The organism is Stutzerimonas stutzeri KOS6 (assembly GCF_000307775.2).
Taxonomy (GTDB): Bacteria; Pseudomonadota; Gammaproteobacteria; order Pseudomonadales; family Pseudomonadaceae; genus Stutzerimonas; species Stutzerimonas stutzeri_B.
In genome coordinates, this window is sequence record NZ_KK020676.1 from 2,625,065 (window position 1) to 2,640,910 (window position 15,846).

The 15,846-nt window shown below is 60.8% G+C and carries 15 protein-coding genes and 2 tRNA genes; 12 read left to right on the forward strand and 5 right to left on the reverse strand.

All coding sequences use genetic code 11. The features are described 5' to 3' along the window. Window positions 1-190: 190 nt before the first annotated feature. Window positions 191-838, reverse strand: a complete 648-nt coding sequence (leuD, locus tag B597_RS40030; RefSeq protein ID WP_003297002.1) for a 3-isopropylmalate dehydratase small subunit — start codon at window positions 836-838, stop codon at window positions 191-193. Window positions 839-849: 11 nt separating this feature from the next. Beyond that, entirely contained in the window at window positions 850-2,277 is a 1,428-nt protein-coding gene (leuC, locus tag B597_RS40035; RefSeq protein WP_003297003.1) for a 3-isopropylmalate dehydratase large subunit, read from the reverse strand. A 153-nt stretch (window positions 2,278-2,430) separates the two neighbouring features. Between leuC and B597_RS40040 the strand changes: the two genes are divergently transcribed. After that, on the forward strand, window positions 2,431-3,306 hold the full coding sequence (locus tag B597_RS40040) for a LysR family transcriptional regulator (RefSeq protein WP_003297005.1): 876 nt from the start codon (window positions 2,431-2,433) through the stop codon (window positions 3,304-3,306). Between the two features lie 57 nt (window positions 3,307-3,363). On the opposite strand, the gene B597_RS40045 is transcribed toward B597_RS40040, so the two are convergent. Further along, the gene (locus B597_RS40045) at window positions 3,364-3,810 is read right to left on the reverse strand and encodes an Hsp20 family protein (protein WP_003297006.1); all 447 of its coding nucleotides are present in this window, start codon (window positions 3,808-3,810) and stop codon (window positions 3,364-3,366) included. Window positions 3,811-3,941: 131 nt separating this feature from the next. On the opposite strand from B597_RS40045, the gene B597_RS40050 reads away from it, so the two are divergent. Continuing rightward, window positions 3,942-4,688, forward strand: coding sequence for an SDR family oxidoreductase (locus B597_RS40050; protein WP_003297007.1), 747 nt, complete (start codon window positions 3,942-3,944; stop codon window positions 4,686-4,688). Window positions 4,689-4,694: 6 nt separating this feature from the next. Here the strand turns inward: B597_RS40050 and B597_RS40055 are convergent, their stop codons facing one another. After that, window positions 4,695-5,669 carry a tRNA dihydrouridine synthase gene (locus B597_RS40055; RefSeq protein ID WP_024162363.1) on the reverse strand — a complete coding sequence of 325 codons (975 nt, stop codon included), beginning with the start codon at window positions 5,667-5,669 and terminating at the stop codon, window positions 4,695-4,697. A 154-nt stretch (window positions 5,670-5,823) separates the two neighbouring features. Then, on the reverse strand, window positions 5,824-6,144 hold the full coding sequence (locus B597_RS40060) for a hypothetical protein (RefSeq protein WP_003297008.1): 321 nt from the start codon (window positions 6,142-6,144) through the stop codon (window positions 5,824-5,826). A gap of 148 nt (window positions 6,145-6,292) precedes the next feature. Between B597_RS40060 and B597_RS47425 the strand changes: the two genes are divergently transcribed. The 10 genes from B597_RS47425 (at window position 6,293) to rfaH (ending at window position 15,788) form a co-directional block, all read left to right on the forward strand. Then, window positions 6,293-6,466, forward strand: a complete 174-nt coding sequence (locus B597_RS47425) for a hypothetical protein (RefSeq protein WP_024162364.1) — start codon at window positions 6,293-6,295, stop codon at window positions 6,464-6,466. 64 nt (window positions 6,467-6,530) lie between these two features. Then, window positions 6,531-6,607 (forward strand) — tRNA-Met (locus B597_RS40070). A 168-nt stretch (window positions 6,608-6,775) separates the two neighbouring features. Beyond that, window positions 6,776-6,852 (forward strand) — tRNA-Met (locus B597_RS40075). Window positions 6,853-7,674: 822 nt separating this feature from the next. Beyond that, entirely contained in the window at window positions 7,675-8,448 is a 774-nt protein-coding gene (locus tag B597_RS40080) for a phytanoyl-CoA dioxygenase family protein (protein WP_024162365.1), read from the forward strand. An 82-nt stretch (window positions 8,449-8,530) separates the two neighbouring features. Then, window positions 8,531-9,712, forward strand: a complete 1,182-nt coding sequence (locus tag B597_RS40085; protein ID WP_003297012.1) for a DegT/DnrJ/EryC1/StrS family aminotransferase — start codon at window positions 8,531-8,533, stop codon at window positions 9,710-9,712. Window positions 9,713-9,735: 23 nt separating this feature from the next. After that, window positions 9,736-11,298, forward strand: coding sequence for a lipopolysaccharide biosynthesis protein (locus B597_RS40090; RefSeq protein WP_024162366.1), 1,563 nt, complete (start codon window positions 9,736-9,738; stop codon window positions 11,296-11,298). Further along, on the forward strand, window positions 11,267-12,199 hold the full coding sequence (locus B597_RS40095; protein WP_024162367.1) for a glycosyltransferase: 933 nt from the start codon (window positions 11,267-11,269) through the stop codon (window positions 12,197-12,199). Before B597_RS40090 ends, B597_RS40095 begins: the two co-directional genes overlap by 32 nt. Window positions 12,200-12,248: 49 nt before the next feature. Beyond that, entirely contained in the window at window positions 12,249-14,462 is a 2,214-nt protein-coding gene (locus B597_RS40100) for a polysaccharide biosynthesis tyrosine autokinase (protein WP_003297014.1), read from the forward strand. Window positions 14,463-14,484: 22 nt separating this feature from the next. Beyond that, window positions 14,485-15,228, forward strand: a complete 744-nt coding sequence (locus tag B597_RS40105) for a WbqC family protein (RefSeq protein WP_003297016.1) — start codon at window positions 14,485-14,487, stop codon at window positions 15,226-15,228. A 50-nt stretch (window positions 15,229-15,278) separates the two neighbouring features. Next, entirely contained in the window at window positions 15,279-15,788 is a 510-nt protein-coding gene (gene rfaH / locus B597_RS40110) for a transcription/translation regulatory transformer protein RfaH (RefSeq protein ID WP_003297017.1), read from the forward strand. The last annotated feature ends 58 nt before the right edge of the window (window positions 15,789-15,846 follow it).

Genomic DNA, 15,846 nt, shown 5'->3' on the forward strand with positions numbered 1-15,846 from the left:
CGGTGTACCGGCGGGCTGAAGCCCGCCTACCTGTCATTCAGCCTTCAGCCTCAGGCTTTGTTGTTTTGCTAAGTAGCACCGAGCATCCAGGGGCCACAGCGAAACCAGATCTTCCGCAGGGTGGGCTTCAGCCAACCTGCGATTCCGGCCCGTAGCGGTGGGCTGAAGCCCACCCTACTCTTCTTTCAGCTTACTTGATCGCGCCGAACAGCCAGGGCTGGCTCTGCTGGTGACGGGCCTCGAAGGCCTTGATGGCCTCGGCATCCTGCAGCGTCAGGCCGATGTCGTCGAGTCCGTTGAGCAGGCAGTGCTTGCGGAAGGCATCGACTTCAAAGCCGTACTGCTTGCCGTCCGGCCGGGTCACGACCTGCGCGGCGAGATCCACGGTCAGTTGGTAGCCTTCGTTGGCTTCGGCCTGTGCGAACAGCTCATCGACCTCCTCTTCCTTCAGCACGATCGGCAGCAGGCCGTTCTTGAAGCTGTTGTTGTAGAAGATGTCGGCAAAGCTCGGCGCGATGATCGTACGGAAGCCGTACTCCTCCAGGGCCCACGGCGCGTGCTCGCGGGAGGAGCCGCAACCGAAGTTTTCCCGCGCCAGCAGCACGCTGGCGCCCTGGTAGCGGGGGAAGTTCAGTACGAATTCCTGGTTGACCGGACGCTGCGAGCTATCCTGGTTCGGCTGACCGACATCCAGGTAGCGCCATTCGTCGAACAGGTTCGGACCGAAGCCGGTGCGCTTGATCGACTTGAGGAACTGCTTGGGAATGATCTGATCGGTATCGACGTTTGCACGATCCAGCGGGCAGACCAGGCCGGTGTGTTGGGTAAAGGCTTTCATTCGTTATCTCCTCAGGCCTGGACCAGTTCGCGTACATCGATGAAATGACCGGTCACCGCAGCAGCAGCAGCCATGGCCGGGCTGACCAGATGGGTGCGTCCACCGGCACCCTGGCGCCCTTCGAAGTTGCGGTTGGAGGTCGAGGCGCAATGCTCGCCGCTGCCCAGCTTGTCCGGGTTCATCGCCAGGCACATGGAACAACCCGGTTCGCGCCACTCGAAGCCAGCCTCGACGAAGATCTTGTCCAGCCCTTCAGCCTCGGCCTGCTGCTTCACCAGACCGGAGCCCGGCACCACCATCGCCTGCTTGACGTTCGCGGCGACCTTTCGGCCCTTGGCGACCTCAGCCGCGGCACGCAGATCCTCGATCCGCGAGTTGGTGCAGGAACCAATGAACACGCGGTCCAGCTTGATCTGGGTGATCGGCTGATTGGCCGCCAGGCCCATGTACTTCAGCGCACGCACGATGGAATCGCGCTTGACCGGATCGGCTTCGACAGCGGGGTCCGGCACGTTCTGATCGACGGCCAGCACCATCTCCGGCGAAGTGCCCCAGCTGACCTGCGGCTTGATGTCCTCGGCCTTGAGCTCGACCACGGTGTCGAACAACGCATCCTCATCGGAGACCAGCCCCTTCCACAATTCGACGGCCTTGTCCCAGTCGTCGCCCTTCGGCGCGAACGGGCGGCCTTCGACATAGGCGATGGTCTTTTCGTCGACCGCCACCATGCCTACGCGGGCACCGGCTTCGATGGACATGTTGCAGATGGTCATGCGCCCTTCCATGGACAGCTCGCGAATCGCGCTGCCAGCGAATTCCAGGGCATGGCCATTGCCGCCGGCGGTGCCGATCTTGCCGATGACCGCCAACACGATGTCCTTCGCGGTGACGCCGAACGGCAGCTTGCCTTCGACACGCACCTGCATGCTCTTCATCTTCTTGGCTACCAGGCACTGGGTGGCGAGCACGTGCTCGACCTCGGAGGTGCCGATACCATGGGCCAGCGCACCAAATGCGCCATGGGTCGAGGTATGCGAGTCACCGCAAACCACGGTCATGCCGGGCAATGTCGCGCCCTGCTCCGGGCCGATGACGTGGACGATGCCCTGACGCACGTCGTTCATCTTGAATTCGAGGATGCCGAAATCGTCGCAGTTCTCGTCCAGCGTCTGCACCTGGATGCGCGAGACCTCGTCGGCAATGGCCTCCAGACCGCCCTGGCGCTCGCCCCTGGTGGTCGGCACGTTGTGGTCCGGGGTAGCGATATTGGCGTCGATGCGCCATGGCTTGCGATTGGCCAGGCGCAGACCCTCGAACGCTTGCGGCGAGGTCACTTCATGCAGGATGTGGCGATCGATGTAGATCAGCGACGAACCATCGTCGCGACGTTTCACCTCGTGCATTTCCCAGAGCTTGTCGTAGAGCGTCTTGCCGGCCATCGGACTTTTCCTCATCTGCTTTCTATGCGGGGCGAATAGCCCTTGCGCTTATGGGGACGATGCTAGGGACTTGCATCGAATTACTCAAATTCATATTTTTCATCCTAAGCATTCCTCACAGGAATCTCCATTAACACCGGATAGAGATCGTTCATGGACCTGGCCAACCTCAATGCCTTCATCGCTGTCGCGGAAACCCACAGCTTTTCCCTGGCCGCCGAACGGCTGCACCTGACTCAGCCGGCGGTCAGCAAACGCATCGCCGCATTGGAATCGCAGCTGGACGTGCGCCTGTTCGACCGGCTCGGCCGCGAGATTGGCCTGACCGAGGCAGGGAGAGCGCTGCTGCCGCGGGCCTATCAGATCCTGAACGTACTGGACGATACCCGCCGCGCCTTGACCAACCTCAACGGCGACATTGGCGGCCGGCTGAGCCTGGCGACCAGCCATCACATCGGCCTGCACCGCCTGCCGCCCCTGCTGCGGGCATTCACCCGCGCGCATCCGCAGGTCAGCCTGGATATCCGCTTTCTCGATTCGGAAGTGGCCTACGACGAGGTGCTGCATGGCCGTGCCGAGCTGGCCGTGATCACCCTGGCGCCGCAAACCGCCGAGCCGGTGATGGCAGTAAAGGTCTGGGACGACCCACTGGATTTCGTCGTTGCCCCCGAACATCCATTGGCCAGCAAGCCGAATATCACCCTGGCGGATGTCGCTGGCCATCCGGCGGTATTCCCCGGCGGCAATACCTTCACCCACCATATCGCCCAGCGCCTGTTCGAGCGCGAGGGGCTGACGCCCAATATCACCATGAGCACCAACTATATGGAGACCATCAAGATGATGGTCTCCATCGGCATAGCCTGGAGCGTGCTACCGCGCCGCATGCTCGACGAACAGGTAGTCAGCCTGCCTCTGCCAGGCATTCAGCTAACCCGGCAACTCGGCTACATCCTGCACAGGGAACGCACCCTGTCCAATGCGGCCAGGGCCTTCATGGCGCTGCTGGATGCCGAACGCGGTGAATGACCAGACGATACAACTACAAGAAAGGGCGCCCCATGGCGCCCTTCTCTTCGTTGCAGATCAACCCTCCAGCGCGGGTCGCTGGTCGGCATTGATCGGGATGCGCCTGGGCCTGGCCTCTTCCGGCACGACGCGCACCAGGTCGATATTGAGCAGGCCACTGCTCAGCGCAGCGGCTTTCACCTCGATGTGGTCGGCCAGCCGGAACGACAGCTTGAACGCCCGCTGAGCGATGCCCTGATGCAGATAGGTGATGTTCTCGGCCTCGCTTTCGCGGCGACCGCCACTGATGGTCAACACACTTCGCTCCACCTGCAGATCGAGGTCGGACTCCTCGAAGCCTGCGGCTGCAACCACGATGCGATACTGGTCGTCACCGTGTTTCTCGATGTTATAGGGTGGATACGAACTGCCGGTGTCGTTGCGCAGGGCGGACTCGAACAGGTCATTGAAACGATCGAAGCCCACGGATTGCCGGAACAGAGGGGCCATGGGGAACGAACTCATGATAAAACCTCCTGAAATCAGCGAGTTGAAACAGACGGGACCCGAGTTCAGCATCCCGCTGAGCCCTAGATAGGAACCGTTCTGCAGATTTCAAGGCACAAAAAATGAGCCTGCCGACGAGAGGTAACACCATGTCCAGAGTCATGCTGATCACAGGTGCCAGCCGTGGTATCGGCGCCGCCACCGCACGGCTGGCGGCCCGCCAGGGTTATGCACTGTGCCTCAACTACCACCAACGCGAAGACGCGGCGAACCAGGTGCTCGAACAGGTCCGAGCAGCCGGCGCGGCAGCGATCACGATCAAGGCCGATGTCGCCGACGAAGAGCAGGTGCTGGGCATGTTCGACGTCATCGACCGGGAATTCGGCCGTCTGGACGTGCTGGTCAACAACGCCGGCATGCTGGAACGGCAGATGCGCCTGGAGCAGATGGACGTTGCACGCTGGAGCCGCGTTTTGGGTGCCAATGTGATCGGCAGTTTCCTGTGCGCGCGCGAAGCGATCAAGCGCATGTCCACACTCCATGGCGGCCTGGGTGGTTCGATCATCAACCTGTCCTCGATCGCCGCGCGGCTCGGCGCGCCGGGTGAGTACATCGACTATGCCGCGGCCAAGGGCGCCATCGACAGCATGACCCTGGGCCTGGCCAAGGAAGTGGCCAGCGAAGGCATTCGCGTGAACGCAGTGCGGCCGGGCGTGATTCATACCGACATCCACGCCAGTGGCGGCGAGCCAAACCGTATCGAGCGGGTCAAGGCCAGCGTACCCATGGGACGTGGCGGTCAGGCTGAAGAGATCGCCGAAGCCATACTCTGGCTGGCCAGCGAGCAGGCCAGCTACACCAGCGGCGCCTTGCTGGATGTCAGCGGCGGACGCTGATCGCAGCTAGCCCAGCGCGGTGACTCGAGCGCTACAGGTATCGACACCCAGCATCGCGTCGATTCGAGCGCAATCGCTCTCACGCCGCAAGGCAGCAAACAGCGTCACCGCCTCGGGATAGTTGCGCGTCAGCAAGGCAAGCCACTGCTTGAGCCTGCCGGGCGCGTAGCGCGGTGCGATCTTGCCGCGCGCCTGCTGCCAGAAGTCCACCAGCGCGGGCTGGAACTCTGCCCAGCTCATCTCGGCGATGTTTTGCCCCTGTTCAGCGGCGGCGATCTGCCGTGCCAGGTCGGGTCGCGAAACCAGTCCGCGACCCAGCATGATGTTCTCCGCGCCGCTGACTTCTCGACAACGACGCCAGTCATCCAGCGACCAGATATCGCCATTGGCATACACCGGCACGGCGACGATTTCCTGCACCCGGGCTATCCATTCCCAATGGGCTGGGGGCTTGTAGCCCTCGACTTTGGTACGTGCATGCACTACCAGTTGTTCTGCTCCGCCAGCCGTCAGGGCCCGTGCGCAATCGAGTGCGCCGTCCGGGCTGTCGAAGCCCAGGCGCATCTTGGCGGTCACCGGGATATGCGCCGGTACCGCCCGCCGCACCTCACAGAGTATGCGATGCAGCAGCTCCGGCTCCTTCAGCAGGATCGCGCCACCGCGCGACTTGTTCACCGTCTTCGCCGGACAGCCGAAGTTGAGGTCGATGGCCGGCGCGCCCAGAGCGCAGGCGTAGGCAGCGTTATCTGCCAGGCAGATGGGATCGGAGCCAAGCAACTGGACTCGCACCGGAGTACCCGCATCGGTGACAGCCCCCGCCTGCAACTCAGGCGCCAGCTTGCGAAAACTGCTCTGCGGCAGCAGCCGATCGGAGACGCGGATGAATTCGGTCACGCACCAGTCGATACCGCCCATACGGGTCAGAACGTCGCGAAGAATTTCGTCGACCAACCCTTCCATGGGTGCCAAAGCGATCTGCATATCAAGCCAATAGGTGATGAAAGCCGGCATTGTACGGATGCCTGACACCTTTATGAATCACGCATGTCTTGATGACCGACTTCCGTGACGCCAGGTTAGCGGTATCCATGGCGACCTTCGCTTCACGCCGACTGATGCCCAACGCGGGCCGGCGTCAATCATTGTGCTTTTCCAGCCTGGGGCGGCGGCGATGCTCCATGTCGGTTTCGTTGCCGCCATGCCCCGACTCGGTCTGCTGGTTGTCGAGCGGCCTGGCTTGTGCGCCGTCCGGCTCTGCCTGGGTCGCCTGTCCGTCCCGGTCACGCTCGATGTAGTCGATACCGTTGCCGGTCCCCATCGAGCCGTTGCCGGCTGCGCCGCGGTCTGGCGCACCGGTGTTCTGCGCAAGCAGCCCTTCGTCAACGGCAAGCTCTACGCCATGCGCAGCCGCTGTCGAAACGAGCGCTGCAAGAATTACAACCAGCTGAATATGCATTTCCGACTCCTCCGCCTGCCCCCTCGCTGTAGGCAGTACCTCGGCCAAAGAGTGCAGCATCACCGACCGATGGCCAGCCGGAACCGCTTGCGGTCGACAGGGTCACAACCACAAGGACGATATTCAGATGGCACAGGGGGAGCACCAAATGGAACTTGCGCTGATACTCGCGATGATGATCCTCGGCTGGATCTCGGTGGCGCTCGCGATGCTGTGGGGCATGTTGCGGATCGCACGCCGGCATCCTCCTCGGCAAAGGATCATACAGCCGCCGCATGGGACCATCGGCCCCGTCGAGCCGCCTTCGTCATGCCGTGCCTGACGAAATAATCAGCGAATCCGAATTTAAACCGTGACAGCGACAGTGAAAGCTGTAGAATGCGCATCGCGGGATGGAGCAGTCTGGTAGCTCGTCGGGCTCATAACCCGAAGGTCGTCGGTTCAAATCCGGCTCCCGCAACCAATTCGAAAGGCCACTCAAGCGAGTGGCCTTTTTCGTTTGGACGGTTAGTTCGCCTGCCTCGGTTCGTCTCCAGAGGCAGCCTCAGCCCTCTAAGCTTTTGAATAAAAATGTGTTTTTCCGCAAAGCCGTTGACATTGAGCATTCGCTCTGTAGAATGCGCCCCACAGACGCGGGATGGAGCAGTCTGGTAGCTCGTCGGGCTCATAACCCGAAGGTCGTCGGTTCAAATCCGGCTCCCGCAACCAAATCACGAAAAGGCCACTCGAATGAGTGGCCTTTTTCGTTTCAGTCATCCCGGATGACCGTCTTCCCCCCCTCCTTGAGAGCAGCCCTCTGCCCAACCGAATTAATTCGCGGCAGAATTAAATCGTTCCGCTGCAATAAAATTCATTTATGAAGGTCTCGGAGCAGCATCAACTGACACAATTGCGTGATCCTGGCTTATTCGGACTGGCGCTAATTGACGAGACAACTATAACGCTCCATGCAGCCGCCTCACCCTGACGTGAAATCTACTTCCCCATTCAGATCAATTATTTAGCATCGCCAATCAACCCGCCCCGGATTGGTTCAATATTTTTTTGGCTCCCCCGCTTGACTTCACTTACGTTATGACGGATATCTATTCGCAACAGGGAGCAACAGGTTACAAAGCAGTTTAAGACCAACCGGACAGGTCAAGTTTTGTGACGCAAGGTTTAAATCCTCTGCCTGAATAGCGGCAACCTCCAATAATATTGGAGCGGCTTTGTTCGCCATTCGATCCCGAAAAGGTCGCTGGAAAGTATTCCGGAGGGCGGTAGCTTTGCCCAAGGAAAAACCACACTCCTCTGGATTCGCCGGCCTCAGCCAGTTGATACCCGTTAATCAGCAGTTATAAGAGCCGTACTCACACCGTCTTTTTATTAAGTCGATGGCGGTAGCTTGTCTAAATAAAGCGACAGCGCTCGATCAATAGCGCCAAGTTATCCGCTACTTGAAGCAGCCTAACTTAACCAGACCGTTCATCGACTATATATTCAACTACCGAATTGTTTCGCCTAGCAAAAAGCTCAGGGAGAACCATCATGTCGTCTATATTCAACAGACTGGAAGAGCAGGACAAATCGCTGATAGCCAGACAAATTGATCAACAAGGCTACGCATGCTTACCCAACTTTCTCGACGAAGCTCAGTTAGTTCAACTTCGCGAACAAGTGAGCGAGCAAGCCCACCAGCACAAAGGCGAATACTTCGCGCATCACGACGGGGAACAGGTCGCCGCCTCATTGCTCGCAGTATTGAGCGCGGAGCCTAAATTCCAGGCTCTATTGGCCGACGTGTACCGCATGGGAGCGGGCAAACCCGCACACAGCAATCGAATCTATCGGGTAATGCGCTGCGTGCAGGGTCAAACCGGCCGCCGGGAGTCGAACTGCTTCCACTACGACGCCTCGCTGGTAACTGCGCTGGTACCAGTCGAAATTCCCCAGGAAGGCGATGAACGCGGCGACCTTATGCTGTTTCCCAACCTTCGAAAAATTCGCCGCAGCGTGTTGTTCAACGTACTGGAGAAGACGCTGCTGCAAAATCGTTTCAGCCGGAAACTGATCACTCGCGCAATTGCCAATGGCCTGCTCAAGCCCGAGCGCCTGCAACTGGTGCCGGGCAACCTCTACCTGTTCTGGGGTTATCGGACGCTGCATGCCAACGAGCCTTGCGATCCGGCGAAGCTGAGGGCTACCGCCATCTTCCACTACGGCGATCCACATGCCGGCAGCCTGCTGACCCGCTTGATCCTGAGGCTCAACCAGCGACGCGCACGCCGCGCAAGCGCCATTGGAACCCAGCAGCCAGTCTGAACGGCTGCCGCGGGTGCATGACAACGCGATCTCGCTTCCGAATACCGGCCGGACGGCTGGTGTATTCGATAAGGAAATCCTCATGATCAACGTGACCAAGTCCTATCTGGGCAGCAAGAACAAGTTCAAGTCATACGTCGACAGGATCTACAACACCGGCTGGCTCACCAACCATGGGCCGCTGGTTACAGCGCTCGAGCAGCGACTCAAGGATTATCTGGGCGTGAGGAACATCATTCTCACCAACAATGGAACCATTGCCCTACAGATCGCCTATCGAGCGCTCGGTATCTCCGGTAGCGCGATCACCACCCCATTCAGCTTTGTCGCCACGACCAGTTCGCTGCAATGGGAAGGCATCAAACCGATCTTCGCCGACATCGACCCGGCTACCTGGAACCTCGATCCGGCGCAGATCGAAAGAAACATCGGCCGTGACACCAGCGCAATCGTCGCCACCCACGTATTCGGCAACCCCTGCGACGTCGAGCGCATCGAGCAGGTCGCGCGCAAGCACAACCTCAAGGTCGTCTACGACGGCGCCCATGCATTCGGCGTCCTGCACAAGGGGCGCTCGGTCTACAACTGGGGCGACATCAGCACGCTGAGCTTCCATGCCACCAAGCTGTTTCACACCATCGAGGGCGGCGCCATCGTGACCAACGATGATGAACTTGCCGAGCGAGTCCGGCTGCTCTGCAACTTCGGCATCGTTGATGCCGACCAGATCGAAGGGATCGGTATCAACGCCAAGCTCAACGAATTTTCAGCGGCGATGGGCATGTGCGTGCTTGATGACATCGAACTGATCCTGGAATGCCGCGAGGAGATCGGTCGGCGCTATGAGCGGTGCCTTGGCGACCACTTCGACCTGCAGAAAGCGCAACCAGAATCCCGCTGCAACTACAGCTATTTTCCCATCGCACTTGCCGATGAGAGCCAGTTGCTGCGCTGTCGGACGCAACTCAACGAGAACGGCATCAATCCGCGCCGCTACTTCTATCCCTCGCTGGATACGCTCGAGTACCTGCAGCCCCAGAGTCCCCAGCCTCAGTCTCGCTCGCTGAGCCGCAGGGTGCTGTGCCTGCCGATCTACCCGGGCCTGCCACGCAAGGTGCAGGAGAAGGTCATGCAGACGCTGGTCCAGGAATCCATCCACAGCACGCAATCGAGCCGGTTCATGTTCCGGCCGCTCGTCGAAGCCTTTGGGGCGCTAGGCGTCGCGGACCAGATACCAGCCACCGAGTGCAAGCGCATTTCCTGACCCATCAAGGGCGACCACAGCTCATGTCAGATCCCAAGCGGCCGTCGGTGATTCGCAACACCGGCCTGAATTACCTCGGCCAGGCCTATGCACTGCTGATCGGTATCCTGATCCTTCCGTTCTATCTGGGGCATCTGGGCGCGGAAGCCTACGGGCTCATCGGTTTCTTCGCCGTCCTTCAGGCGTGGCTGCAGTTGCTCGACGCCGGAATGTCGCCAGCACTGGTGCGGCAGGTGGCGCATTATCGGGGCCAGGGCGACATCGCTGCACGCCCCGGTCCTGCCGGTCGGCTGTTGCGCTCATTCGAGCTGCTGCTGTTGCCGATTGCCCTGGCTGCCAGCGTCGCCATCTACCTGGCCAGCGGATGGATTGCCCACACCTGGCTGCAGGCCCGGGAGCTGAGCCCCGGCACGATCATGCAGTGCATCAGCCTGATGGGGCTGATGGTGGGCATGCGCCTGTATGTGACGCTTTACAAGAGTGGTTTGCAAGGCGTCGAGCTGCACGGCTGGCTGAACGCCGCCAACATGCTGATCGCGACCCTGCGCTACTTCGGCGGGCTGTTTCTGGTCGCTTACGTCTCGCAGGAGCCACTGCACTTCTTCGTATTCCAGACAGCGGTCACGCTTGTGGAAACGCTTGCCTTTGCTGGCAAGGCCTATGCCCAGCTGGCCAGCCCCCGCCTGTTCAGCGGTATCGACTGGCGAGTGGTCAGGCCGGTCCTGCCGTTCGCCGGCGGCATGTGCTTCACCTCGTTGCTCTGGATCGTGCTGACGCAGCTGGACAAGGTATTGCTCTCCAAGGTGCTGCTGCTCAAGGAGTACGGTTATTTCTCACTGGTAGCACTGATCACCACCGGCATCATGACCCTGACCAACCCGCTGGTGCAGACGCTGCTGCCGCGCATGACCATGCTCGTCGCCGAAGGGCGCATCGACGAGATGGAAAAGCTCTACCTGAATGCCAGCCGCTTCGTCTGCAGCGTGCTGTTTCCGATGGCTGCAGTGATCGCCTGGCACGGGCAGTCGCTGATATTCGCCTGGACCGGCGACCCGCTTGCCGCCGAGTGGAGCGCGCGCATGCTGTTGTGGTACGCGCCGGGCAGCGCATTGATGGCCGTGGGAGCCTTCCAGTTCTACCTGCAGTACGCCTACGGCCAGCTGCGCCTGCACATCTGGTACAGCGTGATCTCGACGGCCATCAGCGTCCCCATCGTGGTCTACGCCGCTCTTGTGCATGGCGCCTACGGTGCAGCCCTGGCCTGGTTCTTCCTGCGGCTGGCGACCTTCATGGTCTGGCCACCGATGGTCCACCGACGCTTCGCCCGTGACCTTCATCGCACCTGGCTGAGCGAAATGCTGCGAATCACCGCGATGACCGCCCTGGGCCTGCTCATAGGTGAACCGCTGTTCGCGCTCATCGTCAGCGAAAACCGTTTCGAGATCCTGGTGGCGCTCGCCACAAGCGGGTCGATCTGCCTGCTGCTGGTCGCCGCCAGTTCGAAGCCACTCCTACTCAAGCTGCATCTACTCATCACCAAGCGGGCATCCAAAGATGGAATTGAAGAGCGAGCGAGCCTTGATTGAACGCTGGGGCGGCAAGACCGAGCCACTGCTGAGTATCGTCTGCCTGACATACAACCACGCCCCCTTCATCAGGAAGACCCTGGAGAGTTTTCTCCAGCAGGAAACGGATTTCCCCTTCGAGGTGATCGTCCATGACGACGCCTCGACCGACACCACCGCCGCGATCATCGCCGACTACGCGGCGCGCTATCCCGCCATCATCAAGCCGATCTACCAGACGCAGAACCAGTTCAGCCTGGGCGTGCCATTCAGCACTCGGCTGTTTGCCCGCTCGGCCGGCAAATACATCGCCTACTGCGAAGGCGACGATTACTGGACCGATCCGCACAAGCTGCAACTGCAGGTGGATTTCCTCGAACAGCATCGTGACTACGTGATGACTTATCACGACGCGTTCATGTTCAACAGCAAGGGCATCATCCGCAGCCCCCAGCTCACCGGAAAACTGCGCAGGGACGCCAGCGCGCTGGAGCTGATGCAGGGGCGACCGATCTCGACGCTCACCGTCTGCTTTCGCAACCTGATTCAGGAATTACCAGCGGAGCTGCTCGGCGTGGAGGTACTGGACATCTGCTGGTGGTCGCTGCTGGGCGCCTACGGCAAGGGCAAGTTCATCGAAGAGATAAGCCCGGCGGCCTACCGCGTTCACGACGGCGGCATCTTCTCCATGCGACCGAGCAAGCAGCGCATCAAGATGGCCATGCATGCGCACTATTCACTGGCGCGCTATTACGACCGCATCGGCAATCAGACGCTGTACGAGCACTTCCTGATCCAGGTGTTCGGCGAATGCCTTTCACTGATTTCGCCATTCAGCAAGCTCCAGGCGCTATCCACGATCGCCCAGAACATCGGCCTCAATCTGCTGCGCAGGCTGAGCCCCAGACTGGCCAAGAGCTGAATCCCGCCCCGCTTCTTTGCAACAACGCACCATGAGGAAGGAACCCCCAATGACTGCCTTGACCCGCTCTTCGCTGGAATACGATGCGGACAACCGTGTCGATCTCGCCGGAATAATGCGCACTGCGTTCGATCACAAAACGCTGATCATCGCCATCACCGGCCTGTTCGCCGCGCTGGGTATCATCTACGCCATCGTCGCCACGCCAATCTACCAGGCGACTGCGATGATCCAGATCGAACCGAAGAAAGCCGCCATTACCGGCGTACCGGAAGTATCTCCACGACCTGACTCGGTGTCCCAGGCGGTTACCGAAATATCCCTGCTGAAATCCCGCGCCGTGCTGGGCAGGGCGGTCGAGGAACTCAAGCTGTACATCGTCGCCAAGCCCCGCTACTTCCCGCTGTTCGGCGCCTACCTGGCCCGCCTGCATGATCCGGCGACCGATGGCGCACTGGCGGCGCCGCTCTTCGGGCTGACCGCCTATGCCTGGGGCGGCGAGAAACTCGACGTGTTCCAGCTCGACGTACCCGAAGATTTTCTGGGCATGGAACTCACCCTGGTGGCCGGCAGCGCGGGCAACTTCACGCTGCGTGACGACGAGCAGCAGCCGATCCTGCGCGGCCAGGTCAACCAGGCCCTGGAGAGTCGGGGCTTCAAGGTGCAGATCGCCGAGCTGGAAGCGCGCCCGGGTACCGAGTTCGTCCTGGTCAGGAACCGCCCGCAGACCACTGCGCTCGACTATCAGGACCGGCTGAGGGTCGGCGAGGCCGGCAAGGACTCGGGGATCATCTACATGTCCCTCGAGGACCCGGACCCGCGGCTGGCCAGCCGGATACTGGATGAAATCGGCCGTCTGTACGTCAGCCAGAACATCCAGCGCAGCTCGGCCGAAGCAGCACAGCGCCTGGAATTCCTGCGCTCGCAGCTGCCCCAGGTACGCAAGGAGCTGGAAAAGGCCGAAGCGGCGCTGAACGCCTACCAGACCAGCTCCAAGTCCGTGGACATCAGCATCGAGACCAAGGGTGTGCTGGACCAGATCGTCGCGCTGGAAACCCAGCTTTCCAAGCTATCGCTCAAGCGTGTGGAGTACGACCGTCTCTACACCCGAGACCATCCGACCTACCGCACGCTGATGACGCAGATGAACGAACTGCATTCACAGAAGGCCGAGTTACTGAAGAAAGTCGATGCCCTGCCCATGACGCAGCAGGAACTGCTGCGCCTGAAGCGTGACATGGAGGTCACGACCCAAACCTACACGCTGCTGATGAACCAGGCCCAGGAACAGGACATCCTGCGCGCCGGCACCATCGGCAACGTGCGAATCATCGACAACGCCTACTCGATGATCGAGAAGCCGTCCAAGCCGGTTCGCCCGCTGGTGGTGGCCATCGCGATCTTCGTCGGGCTGCTGGCCTCGGCGGCAGTGATCCTGCTGCGCCAGGCCTTCTACCGCGGCGTGGAAAGCCCGGACGTGATCGAGAAGCTCGGTGTGCCGGTCTATGCCGGCCTGCCCTACAGCGCCTCCCAGGAACAGCTGAACCGCCGCCGCAAGGCACGCGACGGCAAGACCCGTCTGCTCAGCCTCAGCGAGCCCAACGACCTGGCCGTCGAATCGTTGCGCAGCCTGCGCACCTGCCTCAAGTTCGCCATGCTCGAAGCGCGCAACAAGGTGCTGATGATTACCAGCCCGACCCCTGCGGTAGGCAAGTCCTTCGTCTCCAGCAACCTGGCGGCGGTCATCGCCCAGACCGGGCAGCGAGTCCTGCTGATCGATGCCGACATGCGTCGCGGCTATCTGCACAACCTGTTCGGCATGGCGCCACGCAACGGGCTGTCGGATGCGCTGGCGGGTGGCCTGAGCTTGGCGGAAATCACCAACCGTACCGAGCTGAAGAACCTGCACTTCATCTCCGCCGGCTTCTCTGCACCGAACCCATCCGAGCTGCTGATGCACGACAACTTTTCCCGCCTGCTCAGGGAAGCGGAAAGCCTCTACGACTTCATCATCATCGATACGCCACCCGTACTGGCCGTCACCGACGCGGTACTCGTCGCCCAGCAGGCCGGTACCAACCTGCTGGTCGCCCGCTTCGGCATGAGCACCGGCTCGCAGATCGATGCGTCCAAACGCCGCCTGGGGCAGAACGGCGTGATTCTCAAGGGCGTGATTCTCAATGCCGTGAAGCGCAAGGCGTCGACATCACCGTACGACAGCGGCGCCTACGGCTATTACACCTACACCACCCAGAAAGCCTGACCGCCAGCCAAGGAGGTGCACCATGCTCAGAACCGTCTCGATGATGCAGCCCTACCTTTTTCCATACCTGGGCTACTTTCAACTGATCGCCCTCAGCGATGTATTCGTGCTGGGCGATGACCTCCAGTACGTGAAGGGCTCATGGATGAACCGCAACCGGATCCTGGTCAATGGCCAGCCGAAGCTCATCAGCTTCCCGCTGAAGAAGGGTCACCTGACCGAGCGCATCGACCAGCGCTGGCTCTGCGACGATTTCGAACGGGAAGCCGAGGCGCTGCTGAAGACCCTCGAGCGTTGCTACGCCAAGGCACCGCAGCGTGACTCCGTGCTGCCGCTGATTCAGAACATCCTGCAGTTCCCTGACCGCAACCTGGCATCCTTCACCGAGCATTCGCTGCGCCGCCTGTGTGCCTTCCTGGACATTCGCACACCGATCTATCGCGCCTCCAGCCTCGGCTTTCCGGAGAAGATGGAGATGCAGGACCGCGTCATCCAGATCACCCATCGCATGGATGGCGAACTGTATCTGAACCCCATCGGCGGCATGGAACTGTACTGCCCGGCCCGCTTCCGCGCCGATGGCCTGCTGCTGCGCTTTCTGCGCATGGACGACATCACCTACCCACAGTTCAAGCATCCGTTCGTGCCATCGCTGTCGATCATCGACGTTCTGATGTTCAACAGCCGCGAACAGCTCAAGGAACTGCTGCAACGCTTCAGCGTGGTGGAAGGCCACGAGAAACTGGCGACACTGATACCGGCATGATGATTGCTGTTCACCGGGATACGGACAGACCAACTGGCAAGGATTTCCTCATGACACCGAGCGACACCGCACACTGGTACCTGATCCAGACCAAACCCAGGCAGGAAGCGCGGGCCGAAGAACACCTGCTGCGCCAGCACTTCGAATGTTACCGCCCGCTCAAGGCGCCCTCGCCCGCACTCGGCTCGCAAAATGCCAGACCAGGCGAAGCGCTGTTCCCCGGCTACCTGTTCATTCGCCTCGATCACATCCACGACAACTGGTATCCGATCCGCTCGACCCGTGGCGTGAGCCGTGTGGTGACTTTTGGCGGGCAGCCGACACCGGTACGCGATGAGCTGATCGAGCAGTTGCGCCAGCGCCTGGCCATGGCCGAGCGTGCACCGGCTGCGACATTCAGGCCGGGCGAGCGGGTCCAGGTCAGCGGCGGCGGCTTCAGCGACATCGAAGCCATCTTCGTCAGCAGCGACGGCGAGGAGCGCTCGATCATCCTGCTCAACCTGCTGCAGCGCGAACAGAAGGTCCGGGTTCCCACCCGCTATCTCCATTGCCATGCCTGAGATCAGGCGGGTTCCCGAAGGGGCAACCGCTCGGGCCGACAGTTCAAACAGCGAGCCA